The sequence below is a fragment of the Paenibacillus sp. PvR133 genome, assembly GCF_017833155.1.
In the GTDB taxonomy this organism is placed as follows: Bacteria; Bacillota; Bacilli; order Paenibacillales; family Paenibacillaceae; genus Paenibacillus; species Paenibacillus polymyxa_B.
This window is the reverse complement of the sequence record NZ_JAFIBS010000001.1, coordinates 1,435,924-1,458,198: the sequence shown is the minus strand read 5'-3', so window position 1 is coordinate 1,458,198 and position 22,275 is coordinate 1,435,924. Positions and strand designations below refer to the sequence as shown.

Here is a 22,275-nt window from a genome sequence, read left to right as displayed (position 1 = left end):
GGTTTATTTGCTGAAATTTGCTGTTTTTTTGAAACCCTATAAAAAGGAAACGATTCTTGGGCCTCTGTTTAAACTAATTGAGGCCATCTTGGAACTATTGCTGCCTACTATGGTCGCTTTAATGATCAATCATGGCGTAGGTAAAGGAGACACCCACTATGTTTGGCAGATGGGTCTTTTGATGTTACTCATGACTATACTGGGCTTTGGCAGTTCATTAGTGTGTCAGTTTTACGCAGCTCGTGCCTCTCAAGGATTCGGAACTACGCTGCGCAATACGATGTTTAAGCATATTTCTTCGTTTTCTTATGCTGATCTCGATAAATTCGGTACACCCTCGCTCATCAACCGGATTACGAATGATGTCAATCAGCTGCAAACAGCTGTAGCGATGTTGATTCGTTTGGTCATTCGTGCTCCTTTTATTTGTATCGGGGCGATTATCATGTCCATGATTCTGGACTTCCGCCTTGCTTTGGTGCTGTTGGCGGCTACACCGATTCTGGCTTTGATTCTGTATGTAGTCATTACGAAGGCTTCTCCACTGTACCGGCTATACCAGAAAAAACTCGATAAAATCGCTCTGGTACTTAGCGAAAATCTTACAGGTGTACGGGTCATACGTGCATTTGCCAAAAGAGGAGCTGAACGAGTAAAGTTCAATGCCGCCTCAGATGACCTGACTCAGACCGCTATTCGTGTCGGACGTATTTCTGCTTTGCTAAGCCCTGCCACCTTGCTGGTGGTAAACGGAGCTATTATTGCAATCCTGTGGATCGGCGGCATCCATATCCAATATGGATCTCTTACACAAGGGGAGATTATTGCCTTTATTAATTACATTACGCAAATTTTACTGGCTCTGATTGTGGTGACCAATTTAATTATTTTGTTCACCAAGGCTGCCACTTCAGCAGCGCGGATTCAGGAGGTCCTAGACACGCAAGCTTCGATTTCCGACACTGCTGCTACTTCTACACCTATAGACAGGGAGGGAACAACTGAGCATGGCGCTGTACCAGCCATCTCTTTTGATCATGTTTCCTTTGGATACAATACGACAGGGCAACTGGCACTTAGCGATGTAGTGGTAAACATCTATCCCGGTGAAACGGTCGGCATCATCGGAGGAACAGGTTCTGGGAAATCCACCTTTGTGAATCTTATTCCCCGCTTCTATGATGCGGTAGAGGGTCGTGTGCAGGTTGATGGCATCGACGTTCGGCAATATAAGCTCGAGCAATTGCGGCAGAAAATCGGAATTGTCCCTCAGAAGGCGCTACTGTTCACTGGTACTATAGCGGATAATATCCGTTGGGGGCATGAACACGCCACCGACGAGGAAGTCGCTCAAGCCACAGCAATCGCGCAAGCGGATGAGTTCATTTCCAACCTGCCGGAGAAATTCGATGCTCCGATCACCCGAGGGGGGCTTAATTTGTCAGGAGGACAAAAGCAGCGACTTACCATTGCCCGAGCTATTGTCGGCAATCCGCAAATTCTCATTTTGGATGACTCCTCAAGCGCACTTGATTTTGCAACCGACGCCGCCCTCCGTAAATCGTTACGGGAAAATAGCACCAGCATGACCGTCCTGCTGGTCTCGCAACGAGTAAGCAGCGTACAGCATGCTGATAAAATCATTGTGTTTGATGAGGGACGGATTGTCGGTATCGGCACACATGAACAGTTGATGAGCAGCTCAGAAGTATATCAAGAAATTAATCATTCCCAGCTCTCAACGCAGGAGGTAGACCAATGAGTGGCAAGGAAACCTGGAGAAGATTGTTAACCTATGTGGGTCAATATAAAACAACAACATGTTGGGTCATCGTCAGTGCGATTCTCAGCGTGCTTGCCAGTCTGATCGGACCCTACATGATTGGTCAAGCTATCGACCACATGGTGGATAAGGGATCAGTGGATTTTAAAGGTATTGCACAGATTCTAGCTGGATTAGGCATTGTATATGTTGTAGGTAGTCTGTTTAGCTGGCTGCTCACGTATTTGACGAACCGTATTGCTTTTCAGACCGTAAATGATATGCGGCGGGAGTTATTTGATCATTTTAATATCCTTCCGTTAAGCTTTCATGACACTCATCCACAAGGAGACAGCATTAGTCGTTTTGTGAACGATATGGATGCTGTGTCGGATGGATTACTGCAAGGCTTTTCCACATTGATTACCGGGATTATTACGATTATAGGCTCCATTGCACTCATGCTGTATATCAGTCCGATCATGACGTTGGTCGTATTGGTGTCTGCCCCGATCACATATGGCGTAGCACGGTTCATTACCACAAGATCGCAGCGTATGTTCCGCGAACAGGCCAAAATTTTAGGAAGCCTGAACGGTTATGTGGAAGAAATGATCGGCGGACAACGGGTAGTTACCGCTTTTCATTATGAAAACCGCTCGCTTGAGGAATTTTCCGCCAGAAACGAACAATTGTATCAAGCCGGGGTGAAATCGCAGTTTTACGGATCATTGTCCAACCCCTCTACCCGATTGGTGAACAACATGACTTTTTCAGTCACCGCCATGATTGGCTGTATCTCCATTATTTTGGGTGGGATCTCGATAGGCGGATTGTCGAGCTTTCTGATTTATACCAATTTGTTCGCCAAGCCTTTTAATGAAATTACGGGTGTGCTGACCCAGTTCCAGGCAGCTACGGCTTCTGCTCAGCGCATATTTTCGATTTTAGACTCACCGCCTGAGCAGTCGGAAAAATCGAACGCCGTACAGCTGGAGCGCAGCAAAGGCACGATTCTTTTTGATCATGTCAAATTCTCCTATAACCCGGAACGTACGCTCATTACGAACTTTAGTCTGGAGGTTAAGCCAGGCACTCGTGTGGCCATTGTCGGGCAGACCGGAGCTGGTAAAACCACACTCGTCAATCTGCTCATGCGGTTTTACGATGTGGACAGCGGCTCGATATCCATCGACGGGGTGAATATCAACGACATGAGCCGGGACAGCCTGCGGACTAACTTTGGTATGGTACTTCAAGATACTTGGCTGTTCAGCGGGACCATTCGGGACAATATCGCTTACGGGAAGCCGGAGGCTACAGACGAAGAAGTCATCGCGGCTGCAACAGCTGCCAATGCGCATAGCTTCATCAAACGACTGCCTCATGGCTACGATACGGTCATCAGCGGGTCAGGCGACAGCCTATCGCAAGGCCAAAAACAGCTGCTTACCATCGCGAGGGTGATCCTGGTCGATCCACCTATGCTGATCCTGGATGAAGCGACCAGCAGCATAGACACCCTGACAGAAGCGCGTATCCAAAAAGCATTTATGAAAATGATTGCTGGACGCACCAGCTTTGTGATCGCCCACAGACTATCGACCATCCGCGAAGCGGATTTGATTTTATACATGAAAAACGGCGATGTCGTCGAAAGCGGTACCCATGAGGGACTGCTTGCAAGCGGCGGCCATTATGCCTCGCTCTATAACAGCCAGTTCACTACGGCTTAAAAGACTGACCGGATACGGTCGCATCATTAAGGTCAACGTTCTTTTAAAAAGTCGGTTGCTTTTTAAGCAAACGGCTTTTTAAATTTTTCTTTGATAAATCCCCCCCTTATATTATATAATACAACACGAACAAATGTTTCCGTTTCATCTAAACCTTATGGTTTGTGTATAGCCAACACCTATGCATGGGTTTCAGTTGGGAGGCTGAATATGGATATTAATGAATTTCAAAAGTGGGTCAAGCAATATTATCAGGAGAGACACTGGTCGGATTTGGATATCTTCGTCCGAATTGGTTTCCTGGCAGAGGAAACCGGGGAGGTTGCGAGAGCTATTCGCGCCCTGGAGATCGGCAGAGACCGGCCTGACGAGATCGATGGTTCATTCGAGGAGAACAAGGACCATTTAACTGAAGAACTTGGAGACGTACTGGGTAATCTCATCGTGATCGCCAACAAGTATGACATCACCTTGGAGGATATATTTCGAACACACCAGCAAAAACTTGCAAAAAGATATACATAAAGGAGAATCTCATATGAAAAGCATTGCTGTTTTTTGCGGTTCCAGTAATGGAGCGTCAGAAATTTATCGAGAGCACGCTGTTGCTCTGGGCAAAGCACTTGCCGAACAGGAAATAAGCCTGGTTTATGGAGGAGCAAGTGTTGGTTTAATGGGTGCAGTGGCTGACGCTGCACTTCATGCAGGAGGTCGCGTCATCGGTGTGCTCCCTCACTTTTTGCAAAGCCGTGAAATTGCACATAATGGCCTGAGCGAATTAATCATTGTTGATTCCATGCACGAACGAAAATCTAAAATGGCAGAGATTGCGGACGGATTCATTGTTTTACCAGGTGGCCCAGGTACAATGGAAGAATACTTTGAAATCTTCACATGGGCGCAATTAGGCTTGCATGAAAAGCCATGCGGTCTTTTAAACATTAACCATTATTACGATCCTCTTATTTCCTTGTTTGATCGTATGGCTGAGGAACAATTTATGCAGGAAAAATATCGTGCGATGGTAATTACGGATACTACTCCGCAAGGAATCCTACGGCAATTTACAAATTACACTCCTCCTGCCGTCAAAACATACCTCTCGAGCAAACGGACCTGATATTAGGAATGGCACATACTGCTCAACAGATATACCAATTAATTTAATAGTTATAAAAGGAACACCACCGTCAACGTTATTCCAGTGGTGTTCCTGTAAAATTGAGGAGAATTGCAGGCTTTTATTCTCCCCAATCGTCACGTTCACTTTTACAACTGCATTTAATTATGTAGTCATCCAATGAATGATGTCACGCCTAACGAGAACCCCAATTTTAAATCCCAGCGCCCGTAGCGGTTGGATGGTCCATTTGCTCACTTTCCTGAAAATCCCTGCGATACAACCAGCCGATCAAGATAGCAATGGTCGTCATAGCCGCGGCCAACAAATACACCTGTACCATACCGAAACGGTCTGCATACCAGCCCATAAATAACAAGGACAGACCGAAAGCGAGATTTGTAAGCACATCAATTCCCGCCATCACTTTGGGCAGCTGGGCTGCCGGTGCACTGGTTTGCAGCAAGGTGCGGCGAATAATCCCAGCCATTTGAACAGGTAAGCCTGATACAGCAAACAGAATAAGCGCAGCAACGGGGATTGTATTCAGCGCAAATACAATTGTAATCAGTACATACACCAGCAACGCTCCGAGCATGTACAAAAAGCTGTTCTTTTGCAATCGCTTCACCAAGCCAACGACAATCAATCCACCCAAGATCGTGCCCGAGAAAAAGGACGCATTCATAAAGCCCCACCAGCTTGCATCCCGATGCAGCACTTGACTGACGTACGCCAAAATAAATACGCCGAGCCAGGAGACTCCCCCAATACTATCCACACTATCGACGATCATCAGAGAACGAATACGACGGTTGTGCCAAATGATTTTCCAGCCTTCCCCAAGCTCTTTCCAATGGGAGCCTTTTTCCTTTCCCTTTGCAGGTTCTACTAGATTTGTTGAGGAATCCGAAGCTTCAAGACTTAATTCCTTCTGATCCAGTGGATCGCGGACGAAGGACGTGACAGTTACAGCTACGAGATAACAACCGGATGCGATCACAAGCGTATTCAGGGAACCCAGCCAAGCCACAATAATTCCGCTCAACGCCCAGCCTGCACACCTGACCACCTGATCACTGACCGCTACCATGCCGTTGGCCCGCATTAGCCCTTCACCCGTAGCCAAACGGGGTACAAGCGCATTACGCGCAGGATTTGTCCAGCCATCCAGAAAAGACATACCAAACACCATCACAAAAATAAATAGAAACGACCTCTGCTCCGGTACGATCCACAAATAAAGCAGCAGCAGCGTAAAAATGACAAACTGCCCAAACTGGGAAAATAGCAACACGCGCGTCAGCCGAAATCGGCCGAGGACGATCGGTGCAACGAGCCCACTAAGCACTTGGGCAGACAATCGGAACAACGGGATTAGAATAGTCGTCATTAAGGAATTACTTGAACTGAACACCAATACCACTACACTCAACATGTAGATGATATCTGCTACGTTGGAGATCGTCTGAGACCCCCACAGGTAATAAAAAGAGCGTCTGATCAAAAAATTTTCCCCCTCTTTGGTACATCGCCAATTTATGTATTTCCATAACCAAACCTCCTTGTTGATATTACAAATCTGTTAATTGTCTGGTTTTTTGTATATTCTACGTACACCCTTAAATTTCCTTCTTTTATCTTAAAAGGAAATCCGGTGTCCAGTATGCTTTCATAGCCTTTTCCAAATCTTATCCAACACAAAAAAGCGCCTATAGCGCTCTTTCTCACCCAAAAACAGGCAATAAAGACCACTAAGGCGCTTCTTAAAATGTTTACTTCGTTAAATCTTCCACAAATTTAGGTAATACAAACGCCGCTTTGTGTAGACGCGGACTGTAATATCGGGTGTCCATCTCTGGAATTCGGGTCTCGTCTACTTCGAGCGGATCATACTTCTTACTACCCAACGTGAATGTCCAAAGACCGCTCGGATAGGTCGGAATGTTCGCACCATACACACGCACAATCGGGAAAATTTCCTTCACATCTTTGTTGACCTTCTGAATCAGGTCTGCCTTGAACCAAGGATTATCCGTTTGCGCAACGAAAATGCCGTCTTCCTTCAACGCTTCAAAAATACCTTGGTAAAACCCGCGCTCAAACAGCGGGGCTGCCGGACCTACCGGCTCCGTCGAATCGACCATAATGACGTCGTATTCATTTTTGTGTTCAATAATGTGCATGTACCCGTCATTGACCAGCACTTCTACATTAGGCTCGTCCAGCTTTCCTGCGATTTCAGGCAAATATTTTTTGGAATATTCAATCACCTTACCGTCGATCTCAACCAATACAGCCTTCTCCACTTCAGGGTGCTTGATAACCTCACGAATAACGCCGCCATCGCCACCGCCCACAACCAAAACTTTTTTCGGATTCGGATGTGTATTCAAGGCCGGATGTGCTACCATTTCGTGATACACAAATTCATCCTTAACCGTTGTCATCACCATGCCATCCAGAACAAGCATATTGCCGAATTCCTCAGTCTCGATCATAGCCAGATCCTGAAAATCTGTTTTCTCAGAGACGTAGGTTTGTTTGATTTTTGCTGTAATGCCGAAAGAGGGAGTCTGCTTCTCCGTAAACCACAAGTCCATCATTCCAACCTTCTTTCTGATCAAAGTATGTGTCCGGCAATCCGGTAGCATAAACGTTGACTTTCCTTATATCAGCAACACGCAAACGCCGAGTTTGCTATATTTATTGTACCAAACGCATTGGAATTTCACACTTTTTGCATTATAAGTGATACCTGAATGGACTGCAAAAGCAATTTGGAGATTTAATCTTGTTTAAAATAGACACGTGTGTGTATCTGATGAATAGACGCTTTCGGATTGACTATACTGAGAACATCAACTATGGAAGGAGGTGGCATGATGACCGATACGACCGGGCGATCCCCCAAGCGTAAACCGCTTTGGCTTCGATGCTTTCAAGGACTGATGTCTCTCACTATTCTGACGGTCATCGCCGCCTGCATCCTGCTAGCCTATTTGTACACGACCAGCCTTCCGCTCGCGGATACGGATCGGAATTCACGTCTGCTAGATAGTCAGGGGCAAGTCATCGCCACTTTCTCTGCTGGAGGCAAAGAATCCATTCCGGTCCAGCTTGATCACATTTCACCCGATTTGATTGCAGCTACCCTGGCTGTGGAAGATCGGAAGTTTTACGATCATTTTGGCTTTGATTTCAAAGGTCTGGGCCGGGCGGTAATCGTTAATCTGACCCGCTGGGATATGTCGCAAGGGGCCAGCACGCTGACTCAGCAGCTTGCACGGAATCTGTACTTATCTCATGAGAAAACATGGACTCGCAAGGCCAAGGAGGCCATCTATACCGCACAGCTTGAAATGAAGTACACCAAGAATGAGCTGCTGCAAATGTATTTGAACGAAATTTACTATGGTCATGGCGCCTATGGCATTGAAGCAGCTTCGCAAATGTATTTCGGTAAATCCGCAAAGGATCTGGATTTGGCCGAAAGCGCCCTGTTAGCAGGTATTCCGAAAGGACCGACCTACTATTCACCGTATAATCATATGAAAAATGCAAAGGATCGGCAGAAAATTGTACTGGACTCCATGGCGCTCACCGGCAAAATTACTCCGGCCGAAGCCACCAAGGCCTATGAGGAAATGCTGGCCCTGCGGCCCGAGAGCCAGCGCCGGACAGTGGAAGCCGCTCCCTGGTTCCGCGATTACGTCCGCCAACTGGCGACTCATCAGCTTGGGATTAGCGAAGGGGTGCTTGAGCATGGTGGCCTGAGCATTTATACCACGCTGGACATGCACATGCAGCAAGCAGCCGAGGCGGCTGTAAACGAGGGCATGAAGAGCAGCAACGGACTGGAAACCGCGTTAATCTCCATGGACCCGCGCAACGGACATGTCAAGGCCATGGTCGGTGGAACGAACTATGTCGGGAATCAATATAATCATGCGCTGGCCACAACCCGGCAGCCAGGCTCCGCTTTCAAGCCGATTATGTATCTGAGCGCGCTGGATTCCGGCGAATTGACGAGTACGTCCAAGTTCGAAAGCCGACCGACGTTGTTCCACTACGATAACAATCGCAAGACCTATAAGCCCAAAAATTTTGGAGACAAATATTTGGGTGAAATAGATCTTCGGCGCGCAATTGCGGCGTCCGATAATATCTATGCCGTTAGCACCATTTTGAAGGTGGGAACGGATAAGGTCATGGACCTCGCCAGCAAAATGGGCATTACAAGCGAGCTCAAGCCCGTACCTTCGCTGGCGCTGGGCGTGTCGCCCGTCAGCCCGTTCGAGATGGCCTCGGCCTTCTCGGTCATCGGCAGCGGCGGGCAAAAGGTGGCTCCGGTGGCAGTGCTGCGCATCACCGATGCGGCCGGGCGGTCGCTGTACGAAGCGCCCCAAGCCGCGCCCGTGCAGGTGGTGAAGCCCGCCTCCGCCTACGTCCTCACACGCCTCATGGAAGGCGTGTTCGAAGAAGGCGGCACTGGCAACAGGGTCGCGAAGCTGATCAAACGCCCGGTTGCCGGCAAGAGCGGCACGACCAACACCGATGCGTGGATGGTCGGCTTTACCCCCGAGCTGTCCACCGCTGTCTGGGTCGGCTACGACAAGGGCAAGGCCATCAGCACACAGGATGCCCGACGGGCGGCTCCGATTTTTGCGCAATATACGGAGAAAGCGCTGGAGAATGTGCCGCCCAAAATCTTCCCTATCCCTGACGGCGTAGTCAGCGCTTATATTGATCCGGCCAGCGGCAAGCTGGCTGCACCGGACAGCCCGGACAAGCGGCTGGAGGTATTCGTCAGCGGCACGGAGCCAAAGGAGACGCTGTCGGGGCAAGATACCCCACCAGCAGCAACGCCAACTGACCAAGCGGAGCGACAAGCCGAAAAGAAATCGTGGTGGGGCAATTTTAAGCGTTGGTGGATGGATTAATAGCAAAAAAAGACTGGGGGAACGCGATGGGCGCTCTCTCAGTCTTTTTATTTTCGCTTCACTTACCTCATTTACCTATTTACCTCTCTTGCCAGTGCCATCAGCCATCATCCCGTTAAGCCCCGCTCTTCCCTAAAGCTGCGCGATTACCAATAACAGCTAAACGACTCAATACGGTTAGTGTCTACACCATAATAAAACCAAAAACGACCACTCCACCGAAAACCCGCTACGGATGTCCTGCCTACAAAGACAGGATACATCCAGAAACGCTCTCCGTTCGTCAGCCATACAAACGTGTTGCGGAACAAACAACCGAAAATGGCTCCAGGGTCAACCGCATACGCCGAAACCAGCGGTTTCGGTGGCGTAAATTGCGGTGGTGGGGAAGTTGGTGCTTGAGTTTGCTGCCCACCTTGCGGACCGAATGGCCCCTGCGGCGGTGAGAACGGCTGTGGCGAAAATGGCCCTGGGCCTGGTGGCGGACCTATCGGAGATGGGAAGGAATCCTGCATATCAGGAAATTGTGGAATCGAAGGACCTGACGGCGTGAATGGACCCGGAGTACCCGGTTGCGTTCCGAAAGGAACTTGTGGCAGTAAAGACATGTGTTTCACTCCTTGTGTTCTAGGCTGATGTATCCTATGCGGGACATCAGCCCGCGGACTGGGCGAATCCCCATATCGCCGCCAAACTCCGCTATTTCGTCCTTTTACATCAAAAATTCTTATTTCCTGTTACGATTAACTCCCTTTCTGAACATGCTCCAGCTCAATTTCATGCACCATTTTAATCTCGACTCGTTTCCTTAGCTCATAATACCGTTCCAGCAGTCGGTGCTCAACCCCCAACTGTTCATTCATCCAGCCTATAATAGAGTCATCGTGATGTTCGTTAGACCAGCTAAACAAATCGCTATATAGCTGACCAAATGATTCCTCATTGCTGCGAGCGAACCGGATCGGTCGGGCTGTATAGCTTAGCTTGAGTTCCAACATCTCATATAGCACGTCCAAACGATATTCCAATGCCTGTACATCTTCTTTGGATGCATCGTAGCTTTTTATATCCTGAACGAGCTCCCTAAAGGTTAGCCCTACATGCTGCATAGCAAAATAAGACCACACACAACTGCCTGTAGCCGTTCCATGAGCCTCCCAAAACGGATTCCACAGGATAGAGCGAATCGTATCCTTCTGCCCTTCTCCAAACAATGCTATTCCAGCAATAATTCCTGCATTACAGTCTACGGAAGCATGTTGCTCTCCCCAATGTACCAATCGCGGAATCATATCTTCAGTCGTGCATTTAAAGCTTAACAGAGGTAAGAATTCATTAAACAAATTTTGATCCAACACTTTTTCCAATTCAGCCGCTAGTTGTTCACGATACGGTTCGCATGGAAGATGTACCAGTCCCAAACAGGCATCCACAGACGCAACTCCATATGGCCCATTCACCAAAGCGACAAGATCAGCAGCAGCCTCCACATAACCCAAATAACCTAGCACATACAGCACACCGTCAGGTATATGTTCTGGGGATGCCTGATTTTGAACGTAACGCTCGTACATATCCTGCGCCAAAGTAACATCCCCGCATCTCATGATCGGCTGGAGGAGTAACCCCCGGATATAATGATGGGGATCTTCTACAAAAAGCCTGTATAACTCCCAAGCATCCTCCATGGTCCCATATTGGACAACCACATCCGTATAAGCGGAAATGATGGTGGCGTCCAGCTTCTTGCCTGAGCTGAACATATCAATAAGCCTTGCTGTCGCGTCCATCATCCTGTTTTCCCCTTTCCCATGTTTGCATACCTTTCTTTATGAAGCACTTCTCCACTGTTGAATATTTCTATTAAAAAAGAGGAAAGATGTTATCATCTACGATCCAGTCTAGGGAGTTGATCTCATGCAAGATTCCAGTCCAAAAATTACAACATTTTTCATGTTCTCAGGTCAAGCAGAAGAAGCCATGCAATATTATACCTCTGTATTTAAGCCGTCTGGTATTATGAGCATTTTTCATCAGGAAGATGGGACCGTGTTACATGCCGTATTCAACCTCAAAGGGCAGACTTTTATGGCTATAGACCAAAATCATCACAACAAACACCCTTTTACCCCAGCTCTATCGCTATTCGTCACTTGTGATTCGGAAGAAGAAATCCATAGCGTGTTTGACCAGCTATCTCAGGAAGGCCGAGTTCTAATGCCCCTTGAAGCCTCTCCCGTAAGCCAACAATTTGGGTGGGTTGAAGATAAATACGGAGTCTCATGGCAATTGAACCTGGCAAAAGACTAAATTTCTTCTCTAAACGATCCAGCAGACTCTAGAAGTCTATGAAAAAACAATAGACCATGCTCCATCTTTTTTTGGTAATATTACATTTAATAGGTGCCAGTAAAAGGATGTGTGTTTATTGTATAGTGCAAATTGTGAACAATGTTTTGGTTTATGCTGTGTAGCCTTACCCTATGCAAAATCAGCTGATTTTGCTTTTAATAAGGATGGAGGAACTCCTTGTCAAAACCTAAATGCGGATTATCGTTGTGATATTCATAAGAATCTAAGAAACAACGGCTTGCGAGGCTGTACGGTATATGATTGCTTTGGAGCAGGTCAAAAAATTTCCCAAGTTACATACAACGGAAAAAGCTGGCGAGACGACCCGGCAATAGCTGAGGAAATGTTCAGTATATTTCCCATCATGCAACAGCTTCATGAAATGCTTTATTACCTAAATGAAGCCCTTAACTTAAAAGAAACTCACCCCATCTATACAGACTTACAAAAAACTATGGCGAAAATCGAGCAGCTTACGAATCAAGATCCAAAATCCCTCATAGTTCTTCATGTACCAACCCATAGGGCGTTAGTCAATGATTTACTTTTACAAACAAGTGAGTTAGTACGAGAAAAAGGTAAGAAAAACTTAGAGCGCAATAAATATAGTAAAAAAATCAGGAGTAGAGATCTTATCGGGGCAAATTTGAGAGGCGCCAATCTTAGGGGTGCCAATTTGAGAGGAGTTTTACTTATTGCTGCTGACCTCCGAGAAGCCGATATGAGAATGACCGACCTTATCGGTGCGGATTTTAGAGACGCTGATTTAAGTGGAGCTAATCTGGAAGGAAGTATTTTCCTTACACAAGCGCAATTAAATTCGGCTAAGGGCAATTGTAAAACCAAACTGCCCCCTTCTCTAAGCATTCCCGGCCATTGGCTGCATTAGTTTTTTTCTAAAGAAACATTGCTTACCTACATGAAAAAGAAATAGACCGCCCCGATCCAAGGTAACGGTCTATTGTTGGACCCTACTGCCGACTGCTCTTTAAGCAGTGGTTGTATACTGGAGTCGTGTTAGCGCACGACTCCTTTACTATTCTTACCTCAGTATAGCTCATTTTATAACGTAAATACAGCTTTTATCTTCAAAAATTTTACTGATTACTCAGCTCTTTAACGTATATTTGGCAACAAAAAGTACCTTCCATTGGATCAGGTTCAAAAATCACGTCTTTATGACTGCATCCAGATTTAAATCCCCTTATTCTTCTTTGTTTAGAAATTCCTTTAATCTCTGACTTAAGGCTGCATACTGCCCTGCATTGGTGTCCGAAAAAGCCTCCTCCCGGTTGGAGTATACATCCTGATACTGTGGAGGGATTAAAAATTGCGACCTCGTAAAATCTATAATGTCCTCACCAATGCGGTTGTAATAATGCCAGCCACTATCCAGCCATGTCCTCAAAATATCGCCGCCAAGCCTGTCCTGAACGACAAGCGCTGTGACACCACATTGTCCAGCCGCAGGATTATTTGCTGTCCATTTAGAGCTAGACTCCAAAGACCAAGCTTGAAACAACGCCTTTTCTAATTCTAAAAAACGGTTTGCATTCAACATGCGCCTCCCCTTTCGATTCCATTCTGCACTTATGGTGAACGTGCTTTATTTATTTCAACCCGTATTCCACACTCTGTGAATCTTGGCTTCTGCTTCTTTCAGTTCTAGCAAATACACGTCGGGATTCGAAAGCTTTTTCCAGTCCTCAAACCCAAACTGCGGATCGTAATGTCGAATGAGAAGAGATAGTAAAGCTCCATGAGTTACAATGATAACCGTTTTTTCGGCCCGCTCTATAAGCTCCTGAACAAGCTGGATTCCTCGATCTACTGCTTCACGGGATGATTCCCCTCCCTCCAGTTTCAAGTCCTCGTCCAGATAGGTCTGTTCCAGCACGTCCAGCCAATGATCCAAATGCTCATGGCTAAGTACCCGTTCTTGGAGACGTACATCAGTATACACCTGCAACTGTTTCCGTTCAGCCAAGGGCTGAATGGTTCGCACGGCCCGTTTCCACGGGCTGGACACAATATATTCCACACCTACATTCTCCATAAAATCAACCAACTGCTCAGCTTGTCGGGTACCCTCATCGGTAAGTCGGGCATCTGGTTCCTGTCCTGTTGCTTGGGCATGTCTGACAAAATAAATTTTCTTCACGTCATCACTCCTAACTGTCACACAAATTTAAAATTCTACATATTTACAAAAAATTATTTTTATGATATAATATAGGTTTACATATTTAGATTTCATGATACGATTCCTTTGTATTACATCAACTCTTATGGGAGGGATTCGATGCAATTAGACAAGGGAATACACATACTCCAGGTTTCTGCTAACATCATGGGAAGTATAGAGAGTATTCACCCCACTTTAATGTGGGACGAAGATAACATAATTTTAGTTGATACGGCTTACCCCGGGCAACTCTCACTTTTACATGAGGCTATTCTAGGCACCGGATTAGCAATCCATAAACTTACCTCCATATTAATAACACACCAGGATCTTGATCATATCGGCAGTTTAGCAGATATAATCCGGGCTTCCTCATCCCCAGTTCAAGTATTAGCCAGTTCTATCGAAAGGCCTTATATACAAGGAGAAAAACAGCTTATAAAGCTGACTCCAGAAGCAATAGACCAAGCTGTAAGCTCCATGCCCGAATCCGTTCCGGTAGAATGGAGACATGCATTCCGGCGTACACTTGAAAATCCCCCAAAGGCTATTGTAAACTCCACCATCGTTGCCGGAGAGGAATTACCCTTCTGTGGGGGGATCGTAGTTATAGATACTGCTGGACATACACCAGGACACCTAAGTTTCTATCATAAATCCAGTCAAACCCTGATTGCAGGAGATGCTCTACGCGTAGTAAGCAGCAAATTATTGGCTCCAGACCCGCAATACTGCTGTGATTTCAATATGGCCAAAGAATCTCTTAAAAACCTGCTGCCTTATGATATTAAAAAAGTGATCTGCTTTCATGGAGGGCTGTACGAAGGCAATTGTAATCAGCGGATATCTGAAATATGTGAATCCTAGCTTTTGATCACATGATCATGCCCGATCCTTGACCGATCAGAGAATCATCTAAAGAAAAGACTAACCAGGAATTCCTGGTTAGTCTTTTCTGAATGAGAACTAGGCTTTTAAGTGGACTCTTAATACGGGTACTTCTGAAGAGGCAGATGTTCCTTCCAAGATCTCCACATGACTGATCATCTCTTGCCCGTCTGGAACGATTACCGGAGTAATTACAGGCAATCCCCCCTGTTGAATCGCGTCTAGATCAAACTCCATCAGTAATTGCCCTGCTTTAATGTTATCTCCTGTTTGAACGTGAGGGTTAAACCCTTGTCCTTTGAGGGAAACTGTATTAATCCCGACATGTATCAAAATTTGTACACCAGATTCATGCTCAATGATCAGAGCATGCTTACTTTTCTCCATCACGTGGACGACTTTACCCGTAAAAGGAGCAGTCACTTTACCTTCAGTCGGATGAATAGCGATGCCTTCCCCCATAGCCTTCGTAGAGAACGCAGGATCTGGAACCTCTTCAAGGGAAACCACTTTTCCTTTGATTGGTGCTACCATGTCGAATTCTTCAATACGAGGAGCCGCCTTCTTTTTCAACCATTTAAACATAACGATGCCACCTTATTTAGAGATTACATTCATAAACAGTGAGTAGGACTTAACTACATTTTTCAAGGAACCGGTTCCACAAAATGAATAAAAAGAGGAGTGGAAGCGATTTCTATCTGAATTATAGTGAATGCCTTTCCAGGATGTCAAGATGCTTCTCTCCGTTTCTAGAATCACTCCATTTAAAGATACAGAAACATTTTATAGCGAGCATACTTTACACCCTTTCACTAAAATTGCATAATGATCAGTTGTAAAGTATGCACATTCATATTATATACTTACCTAAAGGAGAGTGTAATTTATGAGTGAACCCTGTGTTCCGTCTGGCGTGGTCCTAAAAGACACTGGCTTGCTCTTTTTCCACATCAATGTTCCCGTCAGGGTAAACCTTATGCAATTCGTGGATAGTATACTTTTCTGGATATTTTTTGAGTTCTTCTACCCATCGCCTATTTATGACAGATGCCTCGATGCTTGGATGTGTAACGATAACAAGAGTTTTCAAAGAATTGTCCTCCTTAAGTATTATTTATTTTTGAGTATAAAGTGAGCGCTACAAATATGTAAGTATGCACTTTCAGGACAACTACTTACTAAAAGGTTAGTGTCAACTCAGATAAATAAAAAAAGCAGCCCACAGAAGTGGCTGCTTTTTTTACTGCGTTAACGCTGGGCCTATCCTTCCAGCGCCTGCTTCAATTCCTCAGGCGAAGCGTCCCACCATTCCTCGTTATGCGAAATTAGCAGGCTTTTAAGCGCTGCTCTATCTTCGCTGCCGAGATCATCCAGCATGAAACGACGCTTGAGCGCGTAATCCATACGGTTGACGTGATCGGCGAGGATTTTCCAGCCGCGTTTGGCTTCGTCGTCAATCAGCATCTCGCAGGCGGTGGCGCCGCCGTACATACGTCCTTCGGGCGTACGATCCACGGCTACCCATACGAGCCATACCTGCCGTCCATTCGGTACATCCTCTTTATTCGTAGAGAACTTGATACCACGTTCTACTTTACTTTTGGCATGCATGGCACCGATATCAATTTTCGCTTCTCCTCGGTCAATGATGACCGGGGACATACTGTTCAGGTCGATTGAGCCTGCGCCGAAACCCTTATGTTTACTCTTGCCACTGACAATGTTCAGTGCAATCTGTTTTTTGCCGTCCGGCTGATTTTCACTCATGCGTCACTAGACCTCCATTTTCCGTCTTCACACTCATTCTACACTATAAATATTTTAACTAATAATCTCCTGAAAGCAAACATATACATGCTGTAGATGCTTGTCAACGGGAGGTATCCATTGTATGACCCCAGCACGCACTAAAATCGTTTTATTGTCTACACTAGCCCTCGGTCTCCTCGCAGGGACGTTATGGTTTGCCTGGCAGCCCCAATCGCAATCCGACCCGCAGTCCATAGGCCAACCACTATACGGCTCTCTGTCTGAGTCTGCGCTTGCCCCAAATATGGGCAAGCCTCTAGGGGCAAACATCCTGCCTGACCTGCCCAAGAACCCTCCACAGCCCGCTACAGAAATCCTCAGCAAACGGGTGGTAGAGTACCACATTGATGTGTCTCTGGAAAAAGGACAGGTTTTGCGAGGCACTGAGACACTGACCTGGAGGCATCCGGGCAAGAAAACCGTGAATGATCTGTATCTTCATCTATACCCGAATGCCTTCTCTTCCATGGAAACCACCTTTATGAAGGAATCCGGTGGAAAGCTGCGCGAAGACACCATGCCCAAAGACGGCTTTGGCTCCATGACGCTGACTGAACTAAAAACAGAAGACGGTTTATCTCTCATGCACCGCATCCAATATGTGCAGCCAGATGACGGTAACGCAGGCGACCGTTCGCTCATGAAGGTGCGTCTACCCAAGCCGGTACGAGGTGGCGAAGAAATCACATTATATATGAAGTTTGAGGTAAAACTGCCCGCCATCTTCGCTCGTATGGGTGCGACAGATGATTTTGTAATGGCAGGACAGTGGTTCCCGAAGCTCAGCGTCTACGAGACTGCAGGGCAGCGTGGACGCGCCGAAGAGGGCTGGAACCTCCACCAGTATCATGGTAACTCCGAGTTTTATGCCGATTTTGGAATTTACAGCGTACGGATTCGGGTGCCTGAAACTCATATCGTAGCAGCGACCGGATTTCCCACCCGTGGTGCCGTCCGACAGAACGGCCAAAAAATATATCAATTTTATGCCGATGATGTACACGATTTTGCCTGGTCCGCTTCACCCAACTTTGTAACCGTAGAAGAACCCTTTTCTTCTGCTGAAGTCCCTGGTGTCAAAATCAAGCTCTACCTTGACCCGTCGCACAAGGAGCTCAAAGGGCGCTATATGAGCGCAGCGAAGGCCGCTCTTTCGTACTACAGCAAATGGTACGGGCCTTATCCATATTCCACCCTATCCATCGTGGTTCCACCCAAATCAGGCAATGGAGCCGGCGGTATGGAGTATCCGACACTCATCACAGCCGCTGCTGCGGGTAATCTAAATCCTGGCTATAGTCTGGAACGAACATTAGTTCATGAGATTGGACATCAATATTTCTACGGAATGGTAGCCAATAACGAATTTGAGGAGCCGTGGCTGGATGAAGGCTTCACCTCCTATGCAGAGGAGCGGCTTATGGAGCAAGAATATGGGCTTACCCCCAACTTGCCATTACAATCGGGACAGATAGCCTCCCCACAGCCGCTAAACCGCGAGTCATGGAAGTACGGCTCGGCTGCTGAGTACGCGCAAAACGCCTACTCTCGAGGCAAGCTGGTACTACGGGGCATTGAACGTCAGGTGGGTATGAAAAAAATGGATCGGATTATGCGGACCTACGTCCAGACGTACCGATTCAAGCATCCATCCTCCCAGGATTTTCAACGTATCGTGGAGAGAGCCACCGGACGCTCATGGAGCCACTATTTTGAACAGTATGTATATGACGGCCAGATGGCGGACTTTTCGGTGGATCATATCACGAACCAAAAGCTGGAGAATGGATATGAAGCAGTCGTGACGGTCAGCAAAAAAGGGGCGGATTATCCCAAGATCCCTGTCCAATTTACCTTCAAGGATGGTACCACGATATTCAAGGCTTGGGACGGCGCGGGCAAAAGCACAACTTTTCGGATCAAAAGTACTTCTCCCGTTTCCTATGTAACCCTTGATCCTCTATATACCATTGCACTGGAGAACAAGCACATTAACAATAGCCTAAAAGCCGAATTGGACGAAAAGCAACAAACCCGTTGGAATGTAAGTGTAACCAAGCTGTTAGAAACACTGCTTGGAAGTCTGTCATGGTGAGGTGTCTATAGATGCGGACTGTTATAAAAGAGGGCTGGGCGCTGGTGCGCATACGATTCTATATCGTTATCATTTTATTTCTGTATCGACTACTGTGGGGGGTGTTTCTCTATCGGCTGGTGCAGTCTGCCGTTATCCCGCTACTGCTCCGTTATCCTGATCAGGGTCAAAACGAGCTGGGACAGACCTTGTTTTGGATGGAGAGCCAGATTGCTCTGATGGACAGCCGGGAAGTACATGTGTATTTGTGGATACTACTAGGGGCGACTGTACTACGCATACTGATCACTCCCTTCATTAGAGCCGGAATATATCAAAGCCTGCATACCGATGCGACTGAACCGCAAAGCCTGTCCTTTTTCAAGGGTATGAAACGCCATGGCATGTCGTCGTTGTTGTATTACACCATCGAGTTGGGACTGCTGCTGCTTCCCGCCTTTTGGGTAGTACCGAGACTCTACCCTATTGTAGCAGGAACGCTTCAATCTCCCTCTTACCTGCTTCATTTGTTGCCCTATGCCATGGGGTGGATGGCTTACGGATGGTTCATTCGGCAGTGCATCCTGTATATGCAACTGGGGACTGTCGGTGGTCACGCCATACTATCGTCCCTGCTCGCCTTCTTTCGCCAGCTCCTCCCAGCTGTCGGTATATCTCTTTTGCTCGGTGCTTGTGTGCTGCTGGTCTTCGGTCTATTTGGCACCATAGCGATGATTTGGACTGGTATGCTGGCGCTCATTCTCCAGCAATCGTATCATTTTGTTACTAGTCTGGTCAGGCTGTGGCATATCAGTTCGCAGTACAGACTATGGCATACCGATATCTCCAGTAGAAGCTAAGCCCTGCCTTTATGTTTTTTACTTCATTTCCGTCTGTCGAAAAATCTTGATTCATATCCGCGCAAACGACACATAACTGAATACTGTTAACAAGATCTGTTCCTGGGACATTAGGAGCAGATTTTTTTTGTAACTTTTTGCAATGAAACATTTGCCAAAGCCAGCCGTCTTTGTTACAATAATCGCAGTGAACTGATAGTAACAACTTTGTAATCTTTATTGTAACCTTTATCTCAAAAATAACGTTATTGTGAATACTGCTCTCCAAGGTGCACATCTTAAGTTAAGCCTAATTCCTGGCACCTAGGAAGCGGGGGAACCAGTTTGGGTGAATTGATCTCGCAACAGAGTGGTCATAGGGGAACCTTCTACCGAATCCTTAAGCTAACCTCGCAGGCATTGGAAGGGGTATATTTTTTTTGAAGAAGAAGCTAACGATCGCAGCTATGGGTCTTGCCATTGCCTTTACATCTTTTACATTCGGTGGCGGCAGTGCATATGCAGACTCTAAGATGGACCAGGTCATTCAAGATGCCAAAGGAACGAGCTACAGAAGCGGAGGCACTACACTCGAGGGATTCGATTGCTCCGGCTTCACAATGTATGTATTCAACAAACTGGGAATTAAACTTCCGCATCAATCCGGATCACAATTCAAAATGGGATCTTCTGTATCCCGCGATGAAATGAGACCTGGAGACCTGGTGTTCTTCAACACCACAGGAAGAGGCATTTCTCATGTAGGTATCTTCGTAGGTGAAGGGAAATTTGCCCACTCCTCGACTTCACGTGGTGTAGTAGTTAGCTCACTGAACGAAAATTATTACGCTAACCGCTATGTCGGTGCAAAAAGAATTATGAGCACAGACGCTTACCATTCTGTAGCTTCAGAAATTCCTGATGACGACAACGTAGAATAACTAACGCACAGCAAGCTAACCTTAGCCGCAATTTGATTCTGGCCGGAATCAAATTGCGGCTTTTTATGTCCACAACATCAGCAATTATTATCATTACTGACGAACTGAAGCCTCAAAAGGTTTCAATTTTAGCGAACATCGTCGGTTTTACCGTCAGCGCTGGGGGAGCATATGAGCAGTAAATCCTTCTTATTGAATGTATACCCGACTTGAGTATGAAATAAACACGCTTGCCATTCCCCTGCAACTTGTCTACAATCTGTTGTTAATGATTGAAGTACCTGTAAAAGGAGGATAGAACACATGCCGGCCTCAATATCCAACTATCGGATCGTACCGATGGACGAGCATCAAGCGGCTGCAATCTGTGAGTGGCGCTATGATCCACCTTATAATATATACGGTTGGCTCCCCTGGGAACAAATGAAGGCGCTTGAAGTCGAATTTGGAAGTCCCACGCTTCGCCAAGAGCAATATGTTGCCGTACTGGATGAAGAGAATAAGCTGACGGGATTTGCTCAATATTTTCCTATGATCGGTGTGACCCGGCTAGGTCTTGGAATGCATCCTGAAAGATGCGGACATGGCAAAGGCTCTGATTTTGTCCGTGCCATTGCAGAGGAAGCCCAACGACGCAACCCGAAGAATGAAATTGATCTAGAGGTACTCACTTGGAATGGGCGCGCTATCCGGGCTTACAAGGCGGCTGGATTTGAGCTTACAGATACCTATGAACGCCAGACTCCCGATGGCAAAAAACCGTTTTTTTGTATGGTATATCGTCCCGAGCACCAAACCCAGGTTCTATGATAAAAGCGCCTTCGGCATACAACCGCGATGTTGTATAGCGAAGGCGCTTTTATCATCATACGACAGATCATTACAAGCTCAATGACTGCTGCGCATTTTTTCAAAAGCTTCATTATATTGTTGGGCTTCCTTAATATCCACGGCCATAATACCGCCGTCGTCCCAAGAGGTCAAACGCAGAGTCACGGTCTTGTAATCAATCGTAATAAATGGATGATGATTGAATGCTTCAGATATAGCGGCAACTTCATCCACGAATGCAATCCCTTTCATAAAACTGGAAAAATTATATTTCCGAACGATCCAACGTCCTTCCTCCAGTTCCCAGCCCTCCAGTTTCTCCAGATGTGCTTCAATCTCTTCTTGTGTAAAAGGCATGTTACGAACTCCTCCCCGTTTATACGGAAGCCTTTCGACCGCTTAAATACGGCCAAAACTACGATATATTGGTGTACATATTACCACGGCCCCGTTGATAAATCCATAAGACGGACCTCAAATCAATGGGACTGACGTCAGCTCCTCGTCTCCAATGAGTACATAGATACGATGCTGCTCCGGCTCATAGATCACAACGCCACTGCCTACAGTGATTATGGGCTCTGTACCCAGTGCATAAAATAAGTCTTCTGCCAAAGCTTCATTGACTTCCTGGCGTCCCGCCGGGTCCAGCCTGTCCCAATCTTCTGCTTCCATCTCGAAAAATTCGTAGCTGTCTGGGATGCGTCCCACAGCCTCTGTCAAATCGTTCAAAATTTGTTCATACTCACGCCCATGCTTTACTCCCATGCCATTTCCTCCAATGGTTCCGCC

The 22,275-nt window shown here is 46.5% G+C and carries 22 protein-coding genes, 1 pseudogene and 1 riboswitch; of the genes and pseudogenes, 12 read left to right on the top strand and 11 right to left on the bottom strand.

Annotated features, from left to right (window positions below):
- Window positions 1–7: 7 nt before the first annotated feature.
- The 4 genes from JOE49_RS06455 to JOE49_RS06440 all read left to right on the top strand — a co-directional run bounded on the left by JOE49_RS06455 (window position 8) and on the right by JOE49_RS06440 (window position 4,618).
- Window positions 8–1,762, top strand: a complete 1,755-nt coding sequence (locus JOE49_RS06455) for an ABC transporter ATP-binding protein (RefSeq protein ID WP_209940753.1) — start codon at window positions 8–10, stop codon at window positions 1,760–1,762.
- On the top strand, window positions 1,759–3,498 hold the full coding sequence (locus JOE49_RS06450; RefSeq protein ID WP_160788746.1) for an ABC transporter ATP-binding protein: 1,740 nt from the start codon (window positions 1,759–1,761) through the stop codon (window positions 3,496–3,498). The genes JOE49_RS06455 and JOE49_RS06450 overlap by 4 nt, the downstream gene beginning before the upstream one ends.
- 210 nt (window positions 3,499–3,708) lie before the next feature.
- Complete coding sequence (locus tag JOE49_RS06445; protein ID WP_076295925.1) at window positions 3,709–4,023, top strand: MazG nucleotide pyrophosphohydrolase domain-containing protein; 315 nt, start codon at window positions 3,709–3,711, stop codon at window positions 4,021–4,023.
- Between the two features lie 13 nt (window positions 4,024–4,036).
- Entirely contained in the window at window positions 4,037–4,618 is a 582-nt protein-coding gene (locus tag JOE49_RS06440) for an LOG family protein (RefSeq protein WP_209940752.1), read from the top strand.
- A 214-nt stretch (window positions 4,619–4,832) separates the two neighbouring features.
- On the opposite strand, the gene JOE49_RS06435 is transcribed toward JOE49_RS06440, so the two are convergent.
- Together JOE49_RS06435 and speE are read right to left on the bottom strand one after the other, a co-directional pair.
- Window positions 4,833–6,125, bottom strand: coding sequence for an MFS transporter (locus JOE49_RS06435; protein ID WP_209940751.1), 1,293 nt, complete (start codon window positions 6,123–6,125; stop codon window positions 4,833–4,835).
- A gap of 268 nt (window positions 6,126–6,393) precedes the next feature.
- Window positions 6,394–7,221: a polyamine aminopropyltransferase gene (speE, locus tag JOE49_RS06430; protein ID WP_053324352.1), complete on the bottom strand. Its 828-nt coding sequence runs from the start codon at window positions 7,219–7,221 to the stop codon at window positions 6,394–6,396.
- A 282-nt stretch (window positions 7,222–7,503) separates the two neighbouring features.
- Between speE and JOE49_RS06425 the strand changes: the two genes are divergently transcribed.
- Window positions 7,504–9,561, top strand: a complete 2,058-nt coding sequence (locus JOE49_RS06425; RefSeq protein WP_209943550.1) for a transglycosylase domain-containing protein — start codon at window positions 7,504–7,506, stop codon at window positions 9,559–9,561.
- A gap of 146 nt (window positions 9,562–9,707) precedes the next feature.
- On the opposite strand, the gene JOE49_RS06420 is transcribed toward JOE49_RS06425, so the two are convergent.
- On the bottom strand, window positions 9,708–10,169 hold the full coding sequence (locus JOE49_RS06420; RefSeq protein ID WP_209940750.1) for a transporter: 462 nt from the start codon (window positions 10,167–10,169) through the stop codon (window positions 9,708–9,710).
- 135 nt (window positions 10,170–10,304) lie between these two features.
- A complete protein-coding gene (locus JOE49_RS06415; RefSeq protein WP_160788743.1) occupies window positions 10,305–11,354 on the bottom strand; it encodes a hypothetical protein in 1,050 nt (349 codons plus the stop codon).
- Between the two features lie 124 nt (window positions 11,355–11,478).
- Between JOE49_RS06415 and JOE49_RS06410 the strand changes: the two genes are divergently transcribed.
- Together JOE49_RS06410 and JOE49_RS06405 are read left to right on the top strand one after the other, a co-directional pair.
- Complete coding sequence (locus JOE49_RS06410) at window positions 11,479–11,871, top strand: VOC family protein (protein ID WP_160788742.1); 393 nt, start codon at window positions 11,479–11,481, stop codon at window positions 11,869–11,871.
- 118 nt (window positions 11,872–11,989) lie between these two features.
- Window positions 11,990–12,802, top strand: a complete 813-nt coding sequence (locus JOE49_RS06405; protein ID WP_209940749.1) for a pentapeptide repeat-containing protein — start codon at window positions 11,990–11,992, stop codon at window positions 12,800–12,802.
- Between the two features lie 315 nt (window positions 12,803–13,117).
- On the opposite strand, the gene JOE49_RS06400 is transcribed toward JOE49_RS06405, so the two are convergent.
- Together JOE49_RS06400 and JOE49_RS06395 are read right to left on the bottom strand one after the other, a co-directional pair.
- Entirely contained in the window at window positions 13,118–13,471 is a 354-nt protein-coding gene (locus JOE49_RS06400) for a YunG family protein (protein ID WP_209943549.1), read from the bottom strand.
- A 57-nt stretch (window positions 13,472–13,528) separates the two neighbouring features.
- Entirely contained in the window at window positions 13,529–14,074 is a 546-nt protein-coding gene (locus tag JOE49_RS06395; protein WP_069290786.1) for a histidine phosphatase family protein, read from the bottom strand.
- A 141-nt stretch (window positions 14,075–14,215) separates the two neighbouring features.
- Between JOE49_RS06395 and JOE49_RS06390 the strand changes: the two genes are divergently transcribed.
- Window positions 14,216–14,965, top strand: a complete 750-nt coding sequence (locus tag JOE49_RS06390; RefSeq protein ID WP_160788741.1) for an MBL fold metallo-hydrolase — start codon at window positions 14,216–14,218, stop codon at window positions 14,963–14,965.
- Between the two features lie 99 nt (window positions 14,966–15,064).
- Here the strand turns inward: JOE49_RS06390 and JOE49_RS06385 are convergent, their stop codons facing one another.
- The 3 genes and pseudogenes from JOE49_RS06385 to JOE49_RS06375 all read right to left on the bottom strand — a co-directional run bounded on the left by JOE49_RS06385 (window position 15,065) and on the right by JOE49_RS06375 (window position 16,756).
- Window positions 15,065–15,571 carry a PTS sugar transporter subunit IIA gene (locus JOE49_RS06385; protein ID WP_025723771.1) on the bottom strand — a complete coding sequence of 169 codons (507 nt, stop codon included), beginning with the start codon at window positions 15,569–15,571 and terminating at the stop codon, window positions 15,065–15,067.
- A 352-nt stretch (window positions 15,572–15,923) separates the two neighbouring features.
- Window positions 15,924–16,079, bottom strand: a pseudogene (locus tag JOE49_RS06380) (NAD(P)H-dependent oxidoreductase); the annotation flags it as partial.
- A 170-nt stretch (window positions 16,080–16,249) separates the two neighbouring features.
- A complete protein-coding gene (locus JOE49_RS06375; RefSeq protein ID WP_028542596.1) occupies window positions 16,250–16,756 on the bottom strand; it encodes a YwhD family protein in 507 nt (168 codons plus the stop codon).
- Window positions 16,757–16,880: 124 nt separating this feature from the next.
- Between JOE49_RS06375 and JOE49_RS06370 the strand changes: the two genes are divergently transcribed.
- The 4 genes from JOE49_RS06370 to JOE49_RS06355 all read left to right on the top strand — a co-directional run bounded on the left by JOE49_RS06370 (window position 16,881) and on the right by JOE49_RS06355 (window position 21,462).
- A complete protein-coding gene (locus JOE49_RS06370) occupies window positions 16,881–18,893 on the top strand; it encodes a M1 family metallopeptidase (RefSeq protein ID WP_209940748.1) in 2,013 nt (670 codons plus the stop codon).
- A gap of 11 nt (window positions 18,894–18,904) precedes the next feature.
- The gene (locus tag JOE49_RS06365; RefSeq protein ID WP_160788739.1) at window positions 18,905–19,732 is read left to right on the top strand and encodes a hypothetical protein; all 828 of its coding nucleotides are present in this window, start codon (window positions 18,905–18,907) and stop codon (window positions 19,730–19,732) included.
- Window positions 19,733–20,008: 276 nt separating this feature from the next.
- A riboswitch (cyclic di-AMP (ydaO/yuaA leader) is annotated at window positions 20,009–20,146 on the top strand.
- A gap of 5 nt (window positions 20,147–20,151) precedes the next feature.
- Window positions 20,152–20,652, top strand: coding sequence for a C40 family peptidase (locus JOE49_RS06360; RefSeq protein WP_025723776.1), 501 nt, complete (start codon window positions 20,152–20,154; stop codon window positions 20,650–20,652).
- 303 nt (window positions 20,653–20,955) lie between these two features.
- Complete coding sequence (locus JOE49_RS06355) at window positions 20,956–21,462, top strand: GNAT family N-acetyltransferase (RefSeq protein WP_068939352.1); 507 nt, start codon at window positions 20,956–20,958, stop codon at window positions 21,460–21,462.
- A gap of 78 nt (window positions 21,463–21,540) precedes the next feature.
- On the opposite strand, the gene JOE49_RS06350 is transcribed toward JOE49_RS06355, so the two are convergent.
- Together JOE49_RS06350 and JOE49_RS06345 are read right to left on the bottom strand one after the other, a co-directional pair.
- Window positions 21,541–21,840, bottom strand: coding sequence for a 4a-hydroxytetrahydrobiopterin dehydratase (locus JOE49_RS06350; protein WP_007428083.1), 300 nt, complete (start codon window positions 21,838–21,840; stop codon window positions 21,541–21,543).
- A gap of 117 nt (window positions 21,841–21,957) precedes the next feature.
- Window positions 21,958–22,251: a hypothetical protein gene (locus JOE49_RS06345; protein WP_028542600.1), complete on the bottom strand. Its 294-nt coding sequence runs from the start codon at window positions 22,249–22,251 to the stop codon at window positions 21,958–21,960.
- Window positions 22,252–22,275 lie beyond the last annotated feature (24 nt).